Annotated in this window: 16 protein-coding genes; 11 read left to right on the forward strand and 5 right to left on the reverse strand. The window is 75.1% G+C overall.

Annotation, left to right across the window (positions count from 1 at the left end; all coding sequences use genetic code 11):
* Positions 1-291 precede the first annotated feature (291 nt).
* The 4 genes from BLR33_RS22950 to BLR33_RS22965 all read left to right on the forward strand — a co-directional run bounded on the left by BLR33_RS22950 (position 292) and on the right by BLR33_RS22965 (position 4,897).
* Positions 292-1,431, forward strand: coding sequence for an FAD-binding protein (locus BLR33_RS22950; protein WP_143031739.1), 1,140 nt, complete (start codon positions 292-294; stop codon positions 1,429-1,431).
* A 362-nt stretch (positions 1,432-1,793) separates the two neighbouring features.
* Positions 1,794-2,729 carry a GNAT family N-acetyltransferase gene (locus BLR33_RS22955; RefSeq protein WP_093786443.1) on the forward strand — a complete coding sequence of 312 codons (936 nt, stop codon included), beginning with the start codon at positions 1,794-1,796 and terminating at the stop codon, positions 2,727-2,729.
* Between the two features lie 117 nt (positions 2,730-2,846).
* On the forward strand, positions 2,847-4,673 hold the full coding sequence (treZ, locus tag BLR33_RS22960) for a malto-oligosyltrehalose trehalohydrolase (protein WP_093786444.1): 1,827 nt from the start codon (positions 2,847-2,849) through the stop codon (positions 4,671-4,673).
* Entirely contained in the window at positions 4,670-4,897 is a 228-nt protein-coding gene (locus tag BLR33_RS22965) for a hypothetical protein (protein ID WP_093786445.1), read from the forward strand. The genes treZ and BLR33_RS22965 overlap by 4 nt, the downstream gene beginning before the upstream one ends.
* 100 nt (positions 4,898-4,997) lie before the next feature.
* Here the strand turns inward: BLR33_RS22965 and BLR33_RS22970 are convergent, their stop codons facing one another.
* Together BLR33_RS22970 and zapE are read right to left on the reverse strand one after the other, a co-directional pair.
* Positions 4,998-5,981: a PPK2 family polyphosphate kinase gene (locus tag BLR33_RS22970; RefSeq protein WP_093786446.1), complete on the reverse strand. Its 984-nt coding sequence runs from the start codon at positions 5,979-5,981 to the stop codon at positions 4,998-5,000.
* Positions 5,982-6,028: 47 nt separating this feature from the next.
* A complete protein-coding gene (gene zapE / locus BLR33_RS22975) occupies positions 6,029-7,018 on the reverse strand; it encodes a cell division protein ZapE (RefSeq protein WP_093786533.1) in 990 nt (329 codons plus the stop codon).
* Positions 7,019-7,508: 490 nt separating this feature from the next.
* Here zapE and BLR33_RS22980 point away from each other — a divergent pair, with 490 nt between their 5' ends.
* The 5 genes from BLR33_RS22980 to BLR33_RS23000 all read left to right on the forward strand — a co-directional run bounded on the left by BLR33_RS22980 (position 7,509) and on the right by BLR33_RS23000 (position 11,876).
* Positions 7,509-8,270 (forward strand): pyrimidine reductase family protein, encoded by a 762-nt coding sequence (locus tag BLR33_RS22980; protein ID WP_093786447.1) that lies wholly within the window; start codon positions 7,509-7,511, stop codon positions 8,268-8,270.
* 214 nt (positions 8,271-8,484) lie between these two features.
* On the forward strand, positions 8,485-8,988 hold the full coding sequence (locus tag BLR33_RS22985) for an indole-3-glycerol phosphate synthase (protein ID WP_093786448.1): 504 nt from the start codon (positions 8,485-8,487) through the stop codon (positions 8,986-8,988).
* Between the two features lie 100 nt (positions 8,989-9,088).
* Positions 9,089-10,510 (forward strand): UDP-N-acetylmuramate--L-alanine ligase, encoded by a 1,422-nt coding sequence (gene murC, locus BLR33_RS22990; RefSeq protein WP_093786449.1) that lies wholly within the window; start codon positions 9,089-9,091, stop codon positions 10,508-10,510.
* A 10-nt stretch (positions 10,511-10,520) separates the two neighbouring features.
* Positions 10,521-10,940, forward strand: a complete 420-nt coding sequence (gene msrB / locus BLR33_RS22995; protein ID WP_093786450.1) for a peptide-methionine (R)-S-oxide reductase MsrB — start codon at positions 10,521-10,523, stop codon at positions 10,938-10,940.
* Between the two features lie 258 nt (positions 10,941-11,198).
* On the forward strand, positions 11,199-11,876 hold the full coding sequence (locus BLR33_RS23000) for a peptidyl-tRNA hydrolase (protein WP_093786451.1): 678 nt from the start codon (positions 11,199-11,201) through the stop codon (positions 11,874-11,876).
* Positions 11,877-11,989: 113 nt separating this feature from the next.
* Here BLR33_RS23000 and hemQ read toward each other — a convergent pair whose 3' ends face one another.
* Together hemQ and hemG are read right to left on the reverse strand one after the other, a co-directional pair.
* Positions 11,990-12,751, reverse strand: coding sequence for a hydrogen peroxide-dependent heme synthase (hemQ, locus tag BLR33_RS23005; RefSeq protein ID WP_093786452.1), 762 nt, complete (start codon positions 12,749-12,751; stop codon positions 11,990-11,992).
* 4 nt (positions 12,752-12,755) lie between these two features.
* Positions 12,756-14,210, reverse strand: a complete 1,455-nt coding sequence (gene hemG / locus BLR33_RS23010) for a protoporphyrinogen oxidase (protein WP_093786453.1) — start codon at positions 14,208-14,210, stop codon at positions 12,756-12,758.
* Between the two features lie 135 nt (positions 14,211-14,345).
* Here hemG and BLR33_RS23015 point away from each other — a divergent pair, with 135 nt between their 5' ends.
* Positions 14,346-15,269, forward strand: a complete 924-nt coding sequence (locus tag BLR33_RS23015) for a DUF4349 domain-containing protein (RefSeq protein WP_176930398.1) — start codon at positions 14,346-14,348, stop codon at positions 15,267-15,269.
* Positions 15,270-15,563: 294 nt separating this feature from the next.
* On the opposite strand, the gene hemE is transcribed toward BLR33_RS23015, so the two are convergent.
* Positions 15,564-16,610 (reverse strand): uroporphyrinogen decarboxylase, encoded by a 1,047-nt coding sequence (gene hemE / locus BLR33_RS23020; protein ID WP_093786534.1) that lies wholly within the window; start codon positions 16,608-16,610, stop codon positions 15,564-15,566.
* Positions 16,611-16,744: 134 nt separating this feature from the next.
* Between hemE and BLR33_RS23025 the strand changes: the two genes are divergently transcribed.
* A complete protein-coding gene (locus tag BLR33_RS23025) occupies positions 16,745-17,371 on the forward strand; it encodes a DUF3000 domain-containing protein (RefSeq protein WP_093786455.1) in 627 nt (208 codons plus the stop codon).
* Positions 17,372-17,659: the final 288 nt, after the last annotated feature.

Here is a 17,659-nt window from a genome sequence, read left to right on the forward strand (position 1 = left end):
CCGTGGCGACAGCCCCGGTCGACCCACCCGGCACCAGCGCGGGTTCAGCCCGACGCCCGTGGGGCCCGGCAGCCGGTCACGCCCCGCCCCCACGGCCGGCCGCCCCGACCCCGTAACCGGAGGCATCCGCCCTGCTCACGCGCGCGCGGCGTCCGGCCCGCTCGGCTCGGGGCGCGCGTCAGGCGGGTGGCGTGCGGGCCGCTCGTATGGCTGACAGAGGGGGCAAAGCAGGACGGACGGGGGGATCGGGACCGTAGGGTCGCCGGGAGGTCGGGCGAGCTGGGAGGTTCCGTGGGCGCGGACCTGGAGAGTGTGGGGCGCGGGCTGGCGGCACGGCTCGGAGCGCAAAAGGTGTGGGCGGGCACGCCCTCGCCGTACGGCCCGGCGGTGTCGGGCGGCGCCGCCGTGGCGCAGCGGGCCGCGGTGGTGGTGCGCTGCGCCGACGCCGAGGACGTACGGGCCGCCGTGCGCGCCGCGCGCGATGCCGGGGTGCGCTTCTCGGTCCGCGGCGGCGGTTACGAACGCGAGCCGCAGGAAGGCGTGCTGACGCTCGACCTGGCCGCCATGGGCCATGTCGAGGTGGACACGGCGGCCCGGGTCGCGGCGGTGGGCGGCGGTGCGACGGCCGGGGAACTCACCGCCGCGGCCCACCGCCACGGGCTGGCGGCAGCCGCGGGGACGTCCGCGGGCGCCGGCGTCGCCGGGATCGTCCTGCACGGCGGCCCGGGTCCGCTCACCGGGCGGATCGGGCTCGCCGCGGACAATCTGCTCGCGGCCCGCGTGGTCCTCGCCGACGGCCACCTCGTGACCACCGACGAGACGCGCGAGCCGGGCCTGCTGCGGGCCCTGCGGGGCGGCGGCGGAGGGCTTGGGGTGGTCGTCTCGATGCGGGTGCGGCTGCACCGGCTGCCGTATCTGTCCGCGGGGGCGATCGTCTTCGCCTGGTCCGACGCGGCGGCCGTCCTCGCCGGGCTCGACGGCTTCTCGGCGCCCGAGCTCACCGTCACGGCGGGCGTGCTGCCGGGGCCCGGGGGCGCGCCGGTGCTGCTGCTGGTCCCGGCGTGGTCGGGCGCCCCGGGGGCGGGCGAGGTCCAGGTCGCCGCGCTGAGACGGCTGGGCTCGCCGCTGACCGCGCACGTCGGGCCGCTCGCGCCGCCGGACCTGCTCGCGCTGTTCGACGCGCACCGGCCGGCGGGGGCGCACCGGGTCGTGCTGACCCGGCCGCTCGCCTCCGTCGCGGCCGCGACCCCGATGCTGCTCGCCGCGGGCCGCACGCTGCCCTCACCCCTCGCGGCCGTCTTCCTCCACCCCGTCCACGGCGCCGCCCACCCCCGCCACCACCTCGCCGAGATCACCGCGGCCTGGCCCTCCGGCCTGGACGGCGCCGGCTCGGCGGAACTCACCTGGGCCCACCGAACCGCGGCCCTCTGAGCCCCACGGGTGCCCCTTGAGCCTTACGGTGCGGATTCCCACCGCTGGGGTTCCCCTCTCGTCGCCGACTGCCGCGCCATCGTGGCTGGTCGCGCGGTTCCTCCCCAGAGGGGGGCACCCCCAAAGCCAAGTACCGGGCCGCGCCCGGAAACGCGCAGACCCCCAAACGGCGGGGGCCGCGCCCCGTAAATGCGTTGGCCGCGGCTCACCCGCCCCCGGTACCGTGGGCGTACGACGCCCGTTGTGAGGAGCCGGAGGGAGGCGAGAGCGATGTCGACACAGACGACGCCGCGCTCCCGCCGACCCGCAGGGCGTCCGTGACACCGGACGGGAGCGCATCACCTGACTCCCGAAGGATGTCCATGCCTGAGCAGTTCTCCGATCTGGTCCTGCGCCCGCTCGCCGCGGGCGAGACCGACCTGTTCACCTCCCTGCCCGCGCCGGCGGACCTCGGCCGCCCCCTCGTGGGGCAGAAGTTCGCCACCCTCGACGCCGGCGGCGAGTACCGGCCCGAGTGGTCGTGGGTCGCGCTGCGCGCGGGGACCGTGGTGGCCCGTGCCGCCTGGTGGGGCGGCCCCGAGCACACCGAGCCCGTCGCCCTCGACTGGCTCGACTTCGCCCCCGGCGAGCAGCAAGCCGCCGTCGCCCTGCTGCGAGCGGCACCGCTGCGCGCCGAGTACGGCCTGCTGCTGCCGCCCGGCTGGCGCGAGGTGCCGGCGCTGCGGACCGCGTACGAGGAGCGGGCAGCCGTCGCGGAGGCGGCGGGCCTGCGCAAGCTCGTCGAGCGCTACCGCTACACGTGGACGGCCGGCCGCGACCCGCTGCCGCCCCGTACCGGCCGCCTCGTCTACCGCCCGGAGCCCGACGACGCGGCCTTCCGCGCCCTGATGGCCCGCACCATGGAGGGCACCCTGGACGCCCATGACCGCCGCATGCTGGACACCCGGGGCCTGGCCGCGGCCCTGGACGAGACGCTCGGCATCCTCGACTGGATGCCCTCGCCCAGCGAGTGGCGCCGCGTCGCCTGCACGCAGGACGGCGAGGTCGTCGGCCTGCACGTCCCCGCGGCCAACACCACCACCCCCTGTATCGGCTTCATCGCGGTGGTGCCCGAGCACCGCGGACGCGGCCACTCCTACGACCTGCTGGTCGAATGCACCCACGACCTGGTCGGGTACGGCGCCACACGGATCGCCGCCGCCACCGACCAGGGGAACTTCCCGATGGCCGGTACTTTCGCCAGAGCGGGTTACCCGATCACCCAGGAAGGGGTGGACTTCGCGCCGCCCGCCGTCTAGACCGGCCGGTCCCCGGGCATGCATCTGCCCGGGGACCGGCGCGCTCGGGAGCCGTGCCGGCCCGAGCCGTGGACGACAACAGGCCCGGGCAACCCCCGGGCGGACGGGAGCCGTTGCGTGCTGTTCGAGGTGTGGGCGCCGAACGCCCGGCAGGTCGAGGTCCTCGTCGAGGAGCGGGCCCACGGCCTGGCCCCCGACCCCGCCCGGTCGGGATGGTGGCGGGCCGACGTCCCCGCCGTCCACGGCACCCGCTACGCCTACCTGCTCGACGGCGGGCCGCCGCTGCCCGACCCGCGCTCGCGCCGCCAGCCCGACGGCCCCGACGGCATGAGCGCGGTGGTCGACCACGACGCCTTCGCCTGGTGCGGCCCGTGGCCCGGCCGGGCCCTGTCCGGCGCGGTCCTCTACGAGCTGCACGTGGGCACCTTCACCCCCGAGGGCACCTTCGACGCCGCGATCGAGCACCTGCCGCACCTGGCCCGCCTCGGCATCACCCATGTGGAGCTGATGCCGGTCTGCCCCTTCCCGGGCACCAACGGCTGGGGGTACGAGGGCGTGTCGCTGTGGGCGGTGCACGAGCCGTACGGCGGCCCCGAGGCGATGAAGCGCTTTGTCGACGCGGCACACCGGCACGGCCTGGGTGTCGTGCTCGACGTCGTCCACAACCACCTGGGCCCGTCCGGCAACCACCTGCCGCCCTTCGGTCCGTACTTTACCGACCGGCACCACACCCCGTGGGGCGACGCCGTCAACCTGGACGCGCCGGGCTCCGACGAGGTGCGCGACTTCCTCATCGGCAGCGCGCTCGCCTGGCTGCGCGACTACCGGCTGGACGGGCTGCGGCTGGACGCCGTGCACGCCCTGGTCGACACCCGCGCCCTGCACTTCCTGGAGGAGCTGTCCACCGCCGTGGACGGGCTCGCGGCGGCGCTCGGCCGCCCGCTGTTCCTGATCGCGGAGTCCGACCTGAACGACCCGCGCACCACCGCCCCCCGCGAGGCCGGCGGCCTGGGCCTGCACGCCCAGTGGAACGACGACTTCCACCACGCCGTGCACACCGCGGTCACCGGCGAGTCCCAGGGCTACTACGCCGACTTCGCCGCCGCGGGCCCGGGCGCCCTGGCCAAGGTGCTCACCCACGGCTTCTTCCACGACGGCAGCTGGTCCTCCTTCCGCGGCCGCCACCACGGGCGGCCGCTGGACCCGGCCACCTTCTCCGCCTCCCGGCTGCTCGGCTACGCCCAGACGCACGACCAGGTGGGCAACCGTGCCACCGGCGACCGCCTCACCCCGGCGCAACTGGGCGCGGCCGCCGCGCTCGTGCTCACCTCGCCCTTCACGCCGATGCTCTTCATGGGCGAGGAGTGGGGGGCGGGCACGCCCTGGCAGTTCTTCACCGACCACGACGACCCGGAGCTGGCCGCCGCCATCACCCGCGGGCGGCGCCGGGAGTTCGCGGCGCACGGCTGGGCCGAGGAGGACGTGCCGGACCCGCAGGACCCGGCCACCCGCGACCGCTCCTGCCTGGACTGGACCGAGCCCGACCGGCCGGTCCACCGCGAACTTCTGGAGTGGTACCGGGCGCTGATCGCCCTGCGCCGCTCGGAACCCGCGCTGAGCGACCCGCGGCTGGACCGGGTGACGACCGCCGCGGGCGGCCGCACGCTGCGGGTGGCCCGCGGCCCCTTCCGTATCCTGGTCAACTTCTCCGACGCCCCCGCCCGCATCCCCTTGAACACCCCCTGCGAGGTGGTGCTGGCCCGCCCGGAGTGCAAGGTGCTCCCGGGACCCGCGGTGTACCTGCCGGCCCGGGGCGCGGCGGTGCTGCGGGCGGAGGAACACGAGGCGCCGGACGAGGTGGACACGGCGGTCGGGGCCGGCGGGGCGGGGGCTGTGGACGACGGGGACGGGCCGGACGGCACCGGGACTACGGTGGACGTATGACCGACACGACCTCCACCGGGACCTCGACCGGGAACTCCGCCGGTGCCTCCGCCGGTGCCTCGACGGCGCCCGCTCCCAGCGGGACCTCTGCCGCCCCGGCCGAGCCGGCGGCCGGCTGCGTGCTGTGCGGTAAGCCCACGGAGTACCCGAACAGCACGAAGGGCGTAACGCTGTGCCCGGTCTGCGAGTGGCAGGAGGCCCAGCGCCTGTCCTGCTCGGGCTGACCGCGAAGGCGCTGGAGGCAAAAGCGCCGGAAGCAGCGGATTCGGCGGGTCCCGCAGGGCAGGCGGGGCAGGGCGTACGGCGAGGGCGGCCCGGGACGGCTCAGGAGGCGAGCAGCCGCCGGCGGTAGTCGGCGACGTCCAGGCCCGTCCTCGGCCACTTCGGGCCCAGCTCCTCCAGGTGCTCCAGCAGCAGCCGGCTGATCGCCCAGTTGCGGTACCACTTGTGGTCGGCCGGGACCACGTACCAGGGCGCCGCCTCGGTGGAGCAGCGCTCCAGGACGGTCTCGTACGCCTCCTGGTAGGCCGGCCACAGGGCGCGCTCCTCCAGGTCGCCCGGGGTGAACTTCCAGTGCTTGTCCGGGCGGTCGAGCCGGGCCAGCAGCCGGTCGCGCTGCTCGTCGTAGCCGATGTGCAGGAAAACCTTGACGAGGGTGGTGCCGTCGTCGGCCAGGGCGCGCTCGAAGCGGTTGATCTCGCCGTAGCGGCGGCGCCAGGTGGTACGCGGCACCAGGCCGTGCACCCGCGCGACCAGGACGTCCTCGTAGTGGGAGCGGTCGAAGACGCCGATCTCGCCGGCCAGCGGCAGCGACTTGCGCACCCGCCACAGGAAGTGGTGCCGCTGCTCCTCGGCGGTGGGCGCCTTGAACGCCCGCACCCGCAGGCCTGCCGGGTTGAGCCCGGCCACGACGTGCTTGACGGTGCCGCCCTTGCCCGAGGTATCCATCCCCTGGAGCACCAGCAGCACCCGGCGGGAGTCGCCGCCCGCCGCGCTCTGTGCGAAGAGCTTCTCCTGCAGTTCGGCCAGCCGGGGGCGCATCAGCTCGATCTCCTCCCGGCCGCGCTGCTTGCCGCCGGGCCCACCGGGGGTGGCCGAGGTGTCGTACGCCGCCAGGTCCACCGCCCCGCCGCCGGACGGCACCCGCAGCAACGCCCGCAGATCCCCGCCGGCGCCCTTCCCGGCCTTGCCCGCGCCCTTGTGCGTACCGTCGGTGGCCGCCTTGCCCGCCGGCTTGGTGGCGTCCTTGCCACTGCCCTTGCCGGCCGCCTTGCCGCCGTTCTTGCTCGTGCCCTTGCCCTTGCCCATGCCCCGATCCTGCGCCGGTTCCGGGCGCTCCGCCAGCGCCCCGGGCCCTACTCGGGGGTGCGGGCGAGCCGGCCGGCGTCGCGGGCGAGGGCGGTGAGGCGCGAGACCGCGCGGAAGTACTTCTTGCGGTAGCCGCCGGCGAGCATCTCCGGTGAGAAGAGCCGGTCGAAGGGCTCGCCGGAGGCCATCACCGGGACCTCGCGGTCGTAGAGCCGGTCGGCGAGGACCACCAGGCGCAGCGCCGTGGCCTGGTCGGCGACCTGTTGCACCCCGCGCAGGAAGACCGCCTCCACGCCGTCGCACAGGGCGCCGTAGCGGCTGGGGTGCACGGTGGCGAGGTGGGCGGCGAGCTCCGGGAAGTCGTCCAGGGCGGCACCCGGGGTACGGCCGGCCGCCTCGGTCACCTGCTCGTCGGTGAAGGGCTCGGGGGCCTCGGGCAGGCCGCGGTGGCGGTAGTCCTCGCCGTCGATCCGCAGGCTGGTGAAGCGGGCGGACAGGCCCTGGATCTCCCGCATGAAGTCCGCCGCGGCGAAGCGGCCCTCGCCGAGCCGGCCCGGCAGCGTGTTGGACGTGGCCGCGAGCCGCACGCCCGCGTCCGAGAGACGGGAGAGCAGCGTGGAGACCAGGACGGTGTCGCCGGGGTCGTCCAGCTCGAACTCGTCGATGCAGACCAGGCGGTGGCCGCTGAGGGCGTCCACGGCGGGGCGGAACCCGAGGGCGCCCACGAGGTTGGTCAGCTCCACGAACGTGCCGAACGCCTTCTGCTCCGCGGGGGCGTCGGTGGCGTGCCACAGCGAGGCGAGCAGGTGGGTCTTGCCGACGCCGTAGCCGCCGTCGAGGTAGATCCCGCCGGGCCCGGTGCGCTCCGCCTTGGGGCGGGACCGGAACCACGAGCGCTTCCCGCCGTCCCCGCCGGCGCCGCCGAGTCCCGCGGCGAACTCCTCCAGCGTCCGTACGGCCCGGGCCTGGCTCGGCTGCGCGGGGTCCGGCACGTACGTGCTGAACCGCACGGCGTCGAACCGCGGTGGCGGCACCATCTCGCCCAGCAGCCGCTCCACGGCCACTTCCGGATTCCTCCCGGCCAGCCGGACCGGCACGGCAGCTCCCCTCAACGACACGGCTTCACCCTACCGGGCGAGTCCCCGGACCTACGCCGCCGTCCCGGGGCGCAGCCCGCCCCCGGCTGCTCCCGCAGTCCCCGCGCCCCCGGGTTGTACGGGATCGCCCTGCGTACAAAGGGCAAGGCGAACAGGGGCGCGGGGAACTGCGCGAGCAACCGACGACCGGCCCGGCAGCCGGGGACGGCGAGGCGGGGGCAGCCGCGTCGCCGCAGGGGCGCGGGGAACTGCGCGGGAAGAGGCCACCGCCCCGCAGCCGGGATGGGGCCCATCGGGGAGACGCTCGTCCGAGGGGCGCGAGGAACTGCGCGAATAACCACCCACCGGCCCGGCGGCCGGGAACGGCGGGAACCCCGGCGGCGGGGAGCCGTGGGGGCAAGGGGTGGGCGGGCGGGGGAAAATCGGGTCCATGCAGCAGCTCATGCCGGCCCCCGAAGCCAACAGCAGCGGCACCCTGGACACCCTCGAAGCCCTGGCGGCGGCGTACCCGTACCCCAGCCGCCCAAGGGGGCCGTATCTGCGGGCGAACATGGTCGCCTCACTCGACGGCGCGGCAAGCCACGAGGGCACCTCGGGCCCCCTCTCCTCACCGGGCGACAAAAAGATCTTCGGTGTGCTCCGCGCCTTGGCGGACGCCGTCCTCGTGGGCGCCGAGACCGCCCGCCGCGAGGGGTACCGCCCGGCGAAGGCCCGCAAGGACTTCCAGGAGCAGCGCGCCGCGGACGGCCAGAGCCCGGCCCCGGCGATCGCCGTGCTCAGCCGCCGCCTGGACCTGGACTTCTCCGCGCCCCTGTTCACAGGAGCCAGTACGCCCACGATCGTGCTCACCGGTTCCGCCGCGGACCCCGAGCGGCGGGCGGCCGCGGAGAAGGCGGGCGCGGTGGTGGTGACCGCGGGCGAGGGCGAGTCGGTGGACCCGGCGCGGGCGGTGCGCGAGTTGGCCGCGCTGGGCCACACCCGCCTGCTGCACGAGGGCGGCCCCCGCGTCCTGGCCCAGTTCGCTGCGGCCGGCGTGCTGGACGAGCTGTGCCTGACGCTCGCCCCGGTCCTCACCGGCGGCAGCGCCCCGCGGATCATGAACGGCCCCGAGGTGCCGGGCCCGGCCCGCTACGTCCCGGCCGGCCTGCTCACCGAGGACGGCTTCCTGTTCGCCCGCTACGTACGGGGGTAGCCGCGCCGGCAGGAGCGTACGGCGGCCCCATGAGCAGGGGGGCCGATCGGCTCTGGCCGGGGTTTGGCCGCGCGCGGCACACTCTCCCGGATGGATCTCGGCGGAAAATACGGATTGAGTCGTTCCGCTTCGTGTCGCGCGGGAACACTTGGTCTCGGGCCCCGGGAAGATCAGGGGTGCCGCGAGAAGGCCACCAGAAAGAAGGACGCGTCCCGTGTTCACGACCGTACTCATGATCGAGAAGCCGCTCGCCCCGGCGGACGTGGAGCTGGTCACCACGCTCCACGGCGACGAGCAGGTCTCCTTCGTCGTACTCATGCAGCCGCGCGGCGACCAGGACCGCCTGCTGCGGGCCGTGGACGACGTGGCACTCGGCCGCCTCGACGACGCCGCCCGGGAGAACGAGGTGCCCGAGGGCAAGGACGCCGCCGGCGCCGCCGAACGCTCCCTGCGGCACTCGCTGGAGGCGCTGCGGGCCGCCGGCGCGCAGGCCGACGGCGAAGTCGTCGAGCACCACCCGCTGGACCGGCTGAAGGCCGTGGTGGAGGAGCACGGCGCCGACGAGGTCGTGGTGCTCACCGCCCCGCACTTCGTGGAGGAGTTCTTCCACCGGGACTGGACCTCGCGGGCCCGGCACCGCGTCGGCGTGCCCGTGCTCAAGCTCTTCGCCCAGAGCGAGCCCGTCGAGCAGGAGACCCAGGAGCAGGGCGAGCGGTAGGGCGAGTGGCCGCCGGGTCCGCCCCGCCGAGGTGCGAGAATCGTCGCACCCGTCCCCGCCGGCCCTCGGCACCGCCCCTGGACACCCTGGAGACCCGCGCATGAGCACGTCCGCCCCGTCCGGCCCGACCGGTCCCGCCGTCCCGCCCGGCCTGGAGCGCCCGCACTTCGTCGGCATCGGCGGCGCGGGCATGTCCGGGATCGCGAAGATCCTGGCCCAGCGGGGCGCCCGGGTGGCCGGCAGCGACGCGCGGGAGTCGGAGACCGCCCAGGCCCTGCGCGGTCTCGGCGTCACCGTGCACATCGGCCACGACGCGGCGCACCTCGCGCCGGACGCCTCCGCGGTGGTGGTCTCCAGCGCGATCCGCGAGCAGAACCCCGAACTGGCCGCGGCCCGCACCCGCGGCCTGCCGGTGGTGCACCGCAGCGACGCGCTGGCGGCGCTGATGGCCGGCGCCCGCACCATCGCGGTGGCCGGCACCCATGGCAAGACGACCACCACCTCGATGCTCGCCGTCTCGCTGGCCGCCCTCGGCCTCGACCCCTCGTACGCGATCGGCGGCGACCTGGACGCTCCCGGCTCCAACGCCCACCACGGCGGCGGCGACATCTTCGTGGCCGAGGCCGACGAGAGCGACCGCAGCTTCCACGCCTACTCCCCCGAGGTCGCCCTCGTCCTCAACGTGGAGCTGGACCACCACGCCAACTACGCCTCCATGGAGGAGATCTACGAATCCTTCGCCACCTTCGCCGGCAGGATCCGGCCGGGCGGCACCCTCGTGGTCTCCGCCGACCAGTCCGGCGCGGTGGAGCTGACCCGTCGGCTGCGCGGCCGCGAGGGCCTGCGGATCGTGACCGTCGGCGAGGCCGCGGACGCCGACGTGCGCATCACCGCGATCGTCCCGCGCGGGCTGACCAGCGAGGTCACCGTCGAGATCGAGGGCCGCCCGCTGGACTTCACCGTCTCCGTGCCCGGCCGCCACTACGCCTCCAACGCGGCCGCGGCGCTCGCCGCCGGCATCGCGGCCGGCGCGCCCGCGGCGGAACTGGCCGCGGCCCTGGCGAAGTACACCGGTGTCAAGCGCCGCCTGCAGCCGAAGGGCGAGGCCGGCGGGGTGCAGGTGATCGACTCCTACGCGCACCACCCCACCGAGATGACCGCCGACCTGGAGGCGATCCGCGGCGCCGCGGGCGCGGGGCGGGTACTCGTGGTCTTCCAGCCGCACCTGTTCAGCCGCACCAAGGAGCTGGGCGTGGAGATGGGCGGCGCGCTGGCGCTGGCCGACGCCTCGCTGGTGCTGGACATCTACCCGGCCCGCGAGGACCCGCTGCCGGGCGTGACGAGCGCGATCATCATCGACGCGGCCCGGGCCGCGGGCGCCGACACCACCGCCGTGCACGAGCGCGAGGCGGTCGCGGACGTGGTGGCAGGAATGGCGAAGAGGGGTGATCTCGTTCTCACCATGGGTGCGGGCGACGTGACCGACCTCGGTCCGCAGATTCTCGCCCGCCTCGGTGACTGAGGAGGACCGCATGTCGCAGGACGTGAGCAAGTACCCGGTCGACAAGACCGACGAGCAGTGGCGCGCCGAGCTGTCCCCGCAGGAGTACGCGGTCCTGCGGCAGGCCGGCACCGAGCGCCCCTTCACCGGTGAGTACACCGACACCACGACGGAGGGCGTCTACTCCTGCCGCGCCTGCGGTGCGGAGCTGTTCCGCTCCGAGACGAAGTTCGAGTCGCACTGCGGGTGGCCGTCCTTCTACGACCCGGCCGACTCCGCGGCGGTCGAGCTGATCCAGGACCGCTCCCTCGGCATGGTCCGCACGGAGGTCCGCTGCGCCCGCTGCGGCTCCCACCTGGGCCACGTCTTCGAGGGCGAGGGGTATCCCACCCCCACCGACCAGCGCTACTGCATCAACTCCATCTCGCTGCGGCTCGCGCCGAAGGCGTAGTACGGGGCGGCTCCGCGCCGCTCGGGTTCCTCTCTCGTCGCCGCCTGCCGCCCGGTGACCGGTTGGGCGCGCAGTTCCCCGCGCCCCTGAAAACCTTGCCCTTCGCCCGAAGGGTGAGCCGAATAGGGGCGCTGGGAGCACCGCCCAGGCGAAGCTCTGGGGGAGGAACTGCGCGACCCACCACGACGGCGCCGGCTGTCGGCGACGGGACAGGAACCCCGACGGCGAACAGCTGCCCCCGCCTGAAAGAGTGGGACCGTGACAGATGAGGATCGCGACGCGGCGCCGCAGTTCGTGCTGCCGCTGGTCGTGCGGATCGAGCGGGGGGCGCCGCCCGCACGGACGGACGCGCTGGAGACGGCGGCCCGCGCCGTGCTGACCCTGCTCGCCGACGAGCGGGCGACCGCCGAGGACGGCGAGTGGACCGAGGCCGTACGCAACTGGCAGGACGCCCGCATCCGCAAGGTCGTCCGCCGGGCCAGGGGCGCGGAGTGGCGCCGGGCCGAGGCACTGCCCGGCATCACCGTGGAGGGCGCCGGCGCCGAGGTGCGGGTCTTCCCGCCGGTCCCGCTGGACGGCTGGCCGAAGGATCTGGCCCGCCTCCAGGTCTCCGGTACCGAACTCGAGGATCCCGAGCCGCCCGCGGCCCCCGAGCCGGGCGTCCCGGTGCTGTGGCTGAACCCGGGCCTGGCCATGTCGGCCGGCAAGGCGATGGCCCAGGCCGGGCACGGCGCCCAGCTCGCCTGGTGGGCCCTGGACCCGCAGGCGCGCGAGTCCTGGCGCAAGGCGGGCTTCCCGCTGGCCGCGCGCACCGCGAGCCCCGCCCGCTGGTCCGCCCTGACGGCCTCGGGCCTCCCCACCGTCCAGGACGCGGGCTTCACCGAGGTCGCCCCGGGTTCGGTGACGGTCGTGGCCGAGCACCCCGCACTGCTCTGAGAAGGCACCCGCGGGGCAGGGGCAGCGGAGGACAGCAGAAGGACAGCAGCAAGGGCGTGCCCTCCGCGAACGGGGAGCACGCCCTGTCGGCTGGGGACCCGCCGGAGCGGTCCTTATGCGAGTCCGGCGACGAGTTCGGCCACGGGACGCCGCCGGCCGGTGAAGAACGGCACCTCCTCGCGGACGTGCATGCGCGCCTCGGAGCCCCGCAGGTGCCGCATCAGGTCCACGATCCGGTGCAGTTCGTCCGCCTCGAAGGCGAGCAGCCACTCGTAGTCGCCGAGCGAGAAGGACGCCACGGTGTTCGCCCGCACATCCGGGTAGCCGCGGGCCATCCTGCCGTGGTCGGCGAGCATGCGGCGCCGGTCCTCGTCGGGCAGCAGGTACCAGTCGTAGGAGCGCACGAACGGGTAGACGCTGACGTACGCCCGTGCCTCCTCCTCGGCGAGGAACGCCGGGATGTGCGACTTGTTGAACTCCGCCGGCCGGTGCAGCGCCATGTTCGACCACACCGGGACGAGCGCGCGGCCCAGCCGAGTGCGGCGGAAGAGGTTGTACGCGTCCTGCAGCGCGTCCGAGGTCTCCGCGTGCCACCAGATCATCAGATCGGCGTCGGCCCGCAGGCCCGACAGGTCGTACGTGCCGCGCACGACGACGTCCTTCGCGGCGAGCTGCGCGAACAGCTCCTCCACTTCGTCGGCGTACCCCGTGCGGTCGGCCGGCAGGACGTCCTTGAGCCGGAAGACGGACCAGAGGGTGTAGCGGATGACCTCGTTGAGGTCCTTGGCCTTCTTGCCTGCGTGGGGTGCCTTCGCGGGTGCGGCGGCAGCCGCTTCGGCGGCGTCCGGGGCGCGATCGGCGGTCGAGTCGCTCATGCGGTTATTCTCCCGCATCGTCCGCGCCGCCCTGCGGCAGGGTGGCCAGCAGGGCCGCGGCCGCCTTGCGGGCGCCGCCGATGCAGGCCGGGATGCCCACGCCGTCGTACAGGGCGCCGCACAGGGCGAGTCCGGGCAGCTTCGCGGCCTGCTCGCGGATCCGCCGCACCCGGTCCGGGTGTCCCACCGCGTACTGCGGCAGGCCCGCCTCCCAGCGGGTCACCCGGGCCGCGACCGGCGCCGCCCGCAGGCCCACCGCCTCGCCCAGGTCCTCCCGGGACAGCCGCACCAGGTCGGTGTCGTCCCACGCCAGCTCGGCGGTGTCGCCGTGCCGCCCGATCGAGGTGCGCAGCACGAAGGTGTCGCCGCCCGCCTCGTCCAGCCAGCCCCACTTGCGGCTGGCGAACGTCGACGCCTTGATCGTACGGCCGTCCACCGGTGGCACCAAAAAGCCGCTGCTCTGCGGGAGTTGGAGCACATCGGTACGGCGGAAGGCCATCGTGACCAGGGCCATGCCTGCGTATTCCACGGCCGACAGCTCCGCCGCCGCGGCGGGTGACTCGGCGGCCAGCAGCCGGGCCGCGGCCGGCGCGGGCACCGCTAGCACCACCGCGTCGGCGGTCAGCTCGCGCCCCTCCAGGGCGATCCGCCAGCCGTGCGCGCCGGTCCTGCGCAGGCCGCGCACGCGCGCTCCGGTCTCGATCACGGCGCCGGCCGCCCGGCACGCGTCGGCGACCGCGAGCGGCAGGCGCCCGACCCCGCCACGGATGCCGTTGAAGACCGGTTCGCCGGCACCGCCCTGCGCCGCCTTGCGCTGGATCTCGCGGGCCGCCTCGATCAGGGAGCGGCCCTCGTGGGCGGCCGCCCACAGCTGCGGCACCGTGGCGCGCAGCGACAGCTCGTAGGCGTTGCCCGCGTACACCCCGCCGAGCAGCGGATCGACCAGGCGGTCCACCACTTCGTGGCCGAGCCGCGCGGCGACATAGGTGCCCACGGCGACGTCCTCGCCGACCTCGGTGCGGGGCAGCACATGGTCCAGCGGCAGCCGGGCGAGCCCCGCCGCCGACAGCACGCCGGAGGCCGCGAGCGGGGCCAGGTCGCCGGGAACGCCCATGACGTGGCCCTTGGGCATGGGGCGCAGCCGCCCCCGCGTCCACAGCGTGGCGCCCAGCACGGCGGGCGGCTCCAGGTCCTCCCCCAGCCCGACCTCGCGGGCCAGTTGCACCGCCTCCGGCCGCCGCGCCAGAAGCGACTCGGCTCCCAGATCGACCGGCACCCCGGCGATCTCGTCGGCGTGGAGCGTCCCGCCGAGCCGGTCGCCGGCCTCCAGCACGGTCACCCGCGCCCCGCCGTGCACCAGCTCGTACGCCGCGGCGAGCCCCGCGATCCCGCCGCCCACGACCACCACATGTCCCGCGGCCGGGCCCCCGTCGCCACGGCCGTCCTGCGCCTGCCTCATCCCCCCACTGTCGCAGACGCCGTTCCGCCTCCCGAACGTGACCCCATCGAAATCGCCCCCTCGAAACCCGCCCCCTGCCCGCCGCGTCCAACCCGCGATCGTGCTCCAACAACCGCTGAGCCAGGGGGGATCGACATGAGGATCACCGCAGTCACGAGAGCGCGCCGGGCGCGGGCACGGGGAGCGCTGGTGGGCGGGGTGGTGGCCGTGCTGGTGGGGGCGGCCGCCGTCGCGGGGTGCAGTTCGTCGGGCGGGAGCACCAGCGACTCCGCCAAGGCGGGCGGGCCGGCCGTCGCCCGTGTCACGCAGGCGCCGAGCGGGGCCGGCGGGGACACGGCGGGGCCCACGGCGTCGGCCGGGACCACGAGCGCGGCCAAGGTGCAGGCGAGCTACCTGGAACGGAGCGCGGTGCTGAGCGTGCAGACACCGCACGTGACCGAGCAGCTGGGCAAGGCCAGGGCATACGTGGAGGCGGCCGGCGGGTACGCGGGCGACGAGAACACGCAGGTCGACGCGCACGGCCACGCGAGTTCGTCGATCCAGCTGAAGGTGCCGACCGCCCGCTACGACGACCTGCTCACGCGCCTGTCGGGCCTGGGCACCCTGCTCGACCGCCAGGTGAAGGTAGCGGACGTCACCGGTCAGGTCGTGGACGTCGCCAGCCGGATCAGCTCCCAGCAGGCGAGTGTCGCGCGGGTGCGCGCCCTCATGGACCGGGCGGCGAGCCTGCACGACGTCGTCACGCTGGAGGGCGAGCTGAGTACGCGCGAGGCGTCGCTGGAGTCCCTTGAGGCCCAGCGGGATTCGCTCCGCTCGCGGACCGACCTCGCGACCATCACGCTGCGGCTCTCCGAACCGCCGGTCGCTCCCGCGCCCACCCGGCACCACGCGCGGCGCGGCTTCTGGGGCGCGGTGGGCCACGCGTTCGCCTCCGGCTGGCACGGCTTCTACGTCACCCTGCGGGGCATCTTCGTCGGCGTCTCGGCGGCAGCGCCGTTTCTCGCGGTGGCCGCCGTGCCGGCCGTCCTGGGGTACCGAATCCGTCGCCGCCGCGCCTAACGGCTCCCCGCCGCTCGGGTTCCCTTACGGCGCACTCGGGTTCCCTTGCGGTGCCGGGTTCCGCCCGGCGGTGGGTTGCGCGCGCCGCTCCTCCCCCGGAGCTTCGCCTGGGGGCACCCCCAGCGCCCCTGGGTCGTACAACCTCGCCCTGCGCGCAAAGGGCAAGCGTTATAGGGGCGCTGGGGGCACCTCCCAGGCGAAGCTCCGGGGGAGGAACTGCGCGACCAGCCAGGACAGCGCGGCAGTCGGCAACGGCGGGGAACCCAACGGCGAAAAGCCGCCCCGCGGAAAAAGCTACGCGCCGTGGACGTAGTCGACGAGGCGGGTGAGGGTGTCGGGGTCGGTGGTGGGGAGGACGCCGTGGCCGAGGTTGAAGATGTGCCCCGTCCCGGAAGCCGCGGCAGCGGCCAGCACCTCGTCGGCCTTCGCCTCGACCGCCGCGGTGGGGGCGAAGAGGACGGAGGGGTCGAGGTTGCCCTGGAGTGCCTTGCCGGGGCCCACCCGGCGGGCCGCCTCGTCCAGGGGGACCCGCCAGTCGACGCCCACGACGTCCGCCCCGGCCTCGCCCATGAGGCCGAGCAGTTCGCCGGTGCCCACCCCGAAGTGGATCCGCGGCACGCCGTAGCCGGCGACGGCGTCGAAGACCTTGGCGGAGGCCGGCATCACATGGGTGCGGTAGTCCGCGGGGGCGAGCGCGCCCACCCAGGAGTCGAAGAGCTGCACGGCGCTCGCGCCCGCCTCGATCTGCACCTTCAGGAAGGTGATCGTGATGTCGGCGAGCCGGTCCAGCAGGTCGCGCCACAGCTCGGGCTCGCCGTACATCATCGCCTTGGTGCGCTCGTGGTTGCGCGAGGGGCCGCCCTCCACGAGGTAGCTCGCCAGTGTGAAGGGCGCCCCGGCGAAGCCGATCAGCGGGGTCGCGCCCAGCTGTCCGGTGAGCAGCCCGACCGCCTCGGTGACGTACGGGACGTCGTCGGGCTCCAGCGGCCGCAGCCGGTCGAGGTCGGCGCGGGTGCGGATCGGGTCGGCCACGACGGGGCCGACGCCCGGCTTGATGTCCAGGTCCAGGCCGATCGCCTTCAGCGGCACCACGATGTCGCTGAAGTAGATCGCGGCGTCCACCCCGTGCCGCCGCACCGGCTGCATCGTGATCTCGGCGATGAGTTCCGGCCGGGTGCAGGACTCCAGCATCGGGATGCCCTCGCGCACCTTGAGGTACTCCGGGAGCGACCGGCCGGCCTGGCGCATGAACCACACCGGGGTGTGCGGCACGGGCTCGCGCCGGCAGGCGCGGATGAACGGGGAAGCAGCGGTCTGCTGGTGCGCACTCACACCCCGAATCCTCCCACGCCCGCGGCCGCCGTCCGCACGCACGGGAGGTGCCCCGGCCGAACACCCTCGGGAAGCCGCCAATTACTGCCGGCCACGGGTGTTGATGCGCGCCAAGCACACCGGGGCGGCCTACTCTTCCGGGCATGGCAGCGGTTCACGAGCACTCGGCCGACGAGGCTCCCTTCTCCTTCCGGCGCGCGGTGGACGGCCTGCGTGCCGCCCGGGTGCGCGCCGAGGTGCGCATCGAGGAGGCGGCGGCGCCGCGGCGGCTCGCCGCGTACGCGTACGCGCTGGAGGCCACGGTGCTCGCCGACGGCGAGGAACTGGCCGACGGGCGGCTGGTGCTGCTGCACGAGCCCGAGGGCCACGACGCGTGGCACGGGGAGTTCCGCGTGGTCACCCTGACCCGGGCGGAGCTGGAGCCGGAGATGGCCGGGGACCCGTTGCTGCCCGAGGTGAGCTGGTCCTGGCTGACGGGCGCACTGGCCGCGCACGGCGCCGGGTACCACGACCCGAGCGGCACCGTCTCCCGGGCGTCCTCGCACCACTTCGGCGCCCTGGCCGACCGCCGGGACGACACGCAGATCGAGATCCGGGCGTCCTGGACGCCGAGCGAGCGGCCCGGCGGCGCGGGCCCGGACACCGCCGCGCACCTGGCGGCCTTCTGCGACCTGCTCTGCGCGTGCGCGGGCCTGCCGCCGTCCGAGGGACCCGAGCCGGGTGCCCGCGGCATCACCGGCGTCCTGCCCCTCCCCAAGCGCCGCAGCTGACCGATCGCCGGCCCGGCAGGGCCAGGCACCGATACCTGCCCCGGCACTTGCTCCGGCACTGCCCGCCAACAGTCCGCGCGACCCTCCACCACACCCGTACGAGGCCCCCACGCCGCCGCCACACGGCCGCGTCCCCGGGCCTCGCCGCGCTCTCCGCGCCCCCGGGGGCGCTCCCCCGGGCACCTGCGCGAGCCCCCGTACGCCCCCGTGCACCCATCGAGGCGCACCCTGCCGGACACCACTGCCCGATGTGCCGGAATTGGTTCGCAACAAATCGTGATCTTTCCC

Origin of the sequence: Actinacidiphila guanduensis, assembly GCF_900103985.1 — a bacterium.
Taxonomy (GTDB): Bacteria; Actinomycetota; Actinomycetes; order Streptomycetales; family Streptomycetaceae; genus Actinacidiphila; species Actinacidiphila guanduensis.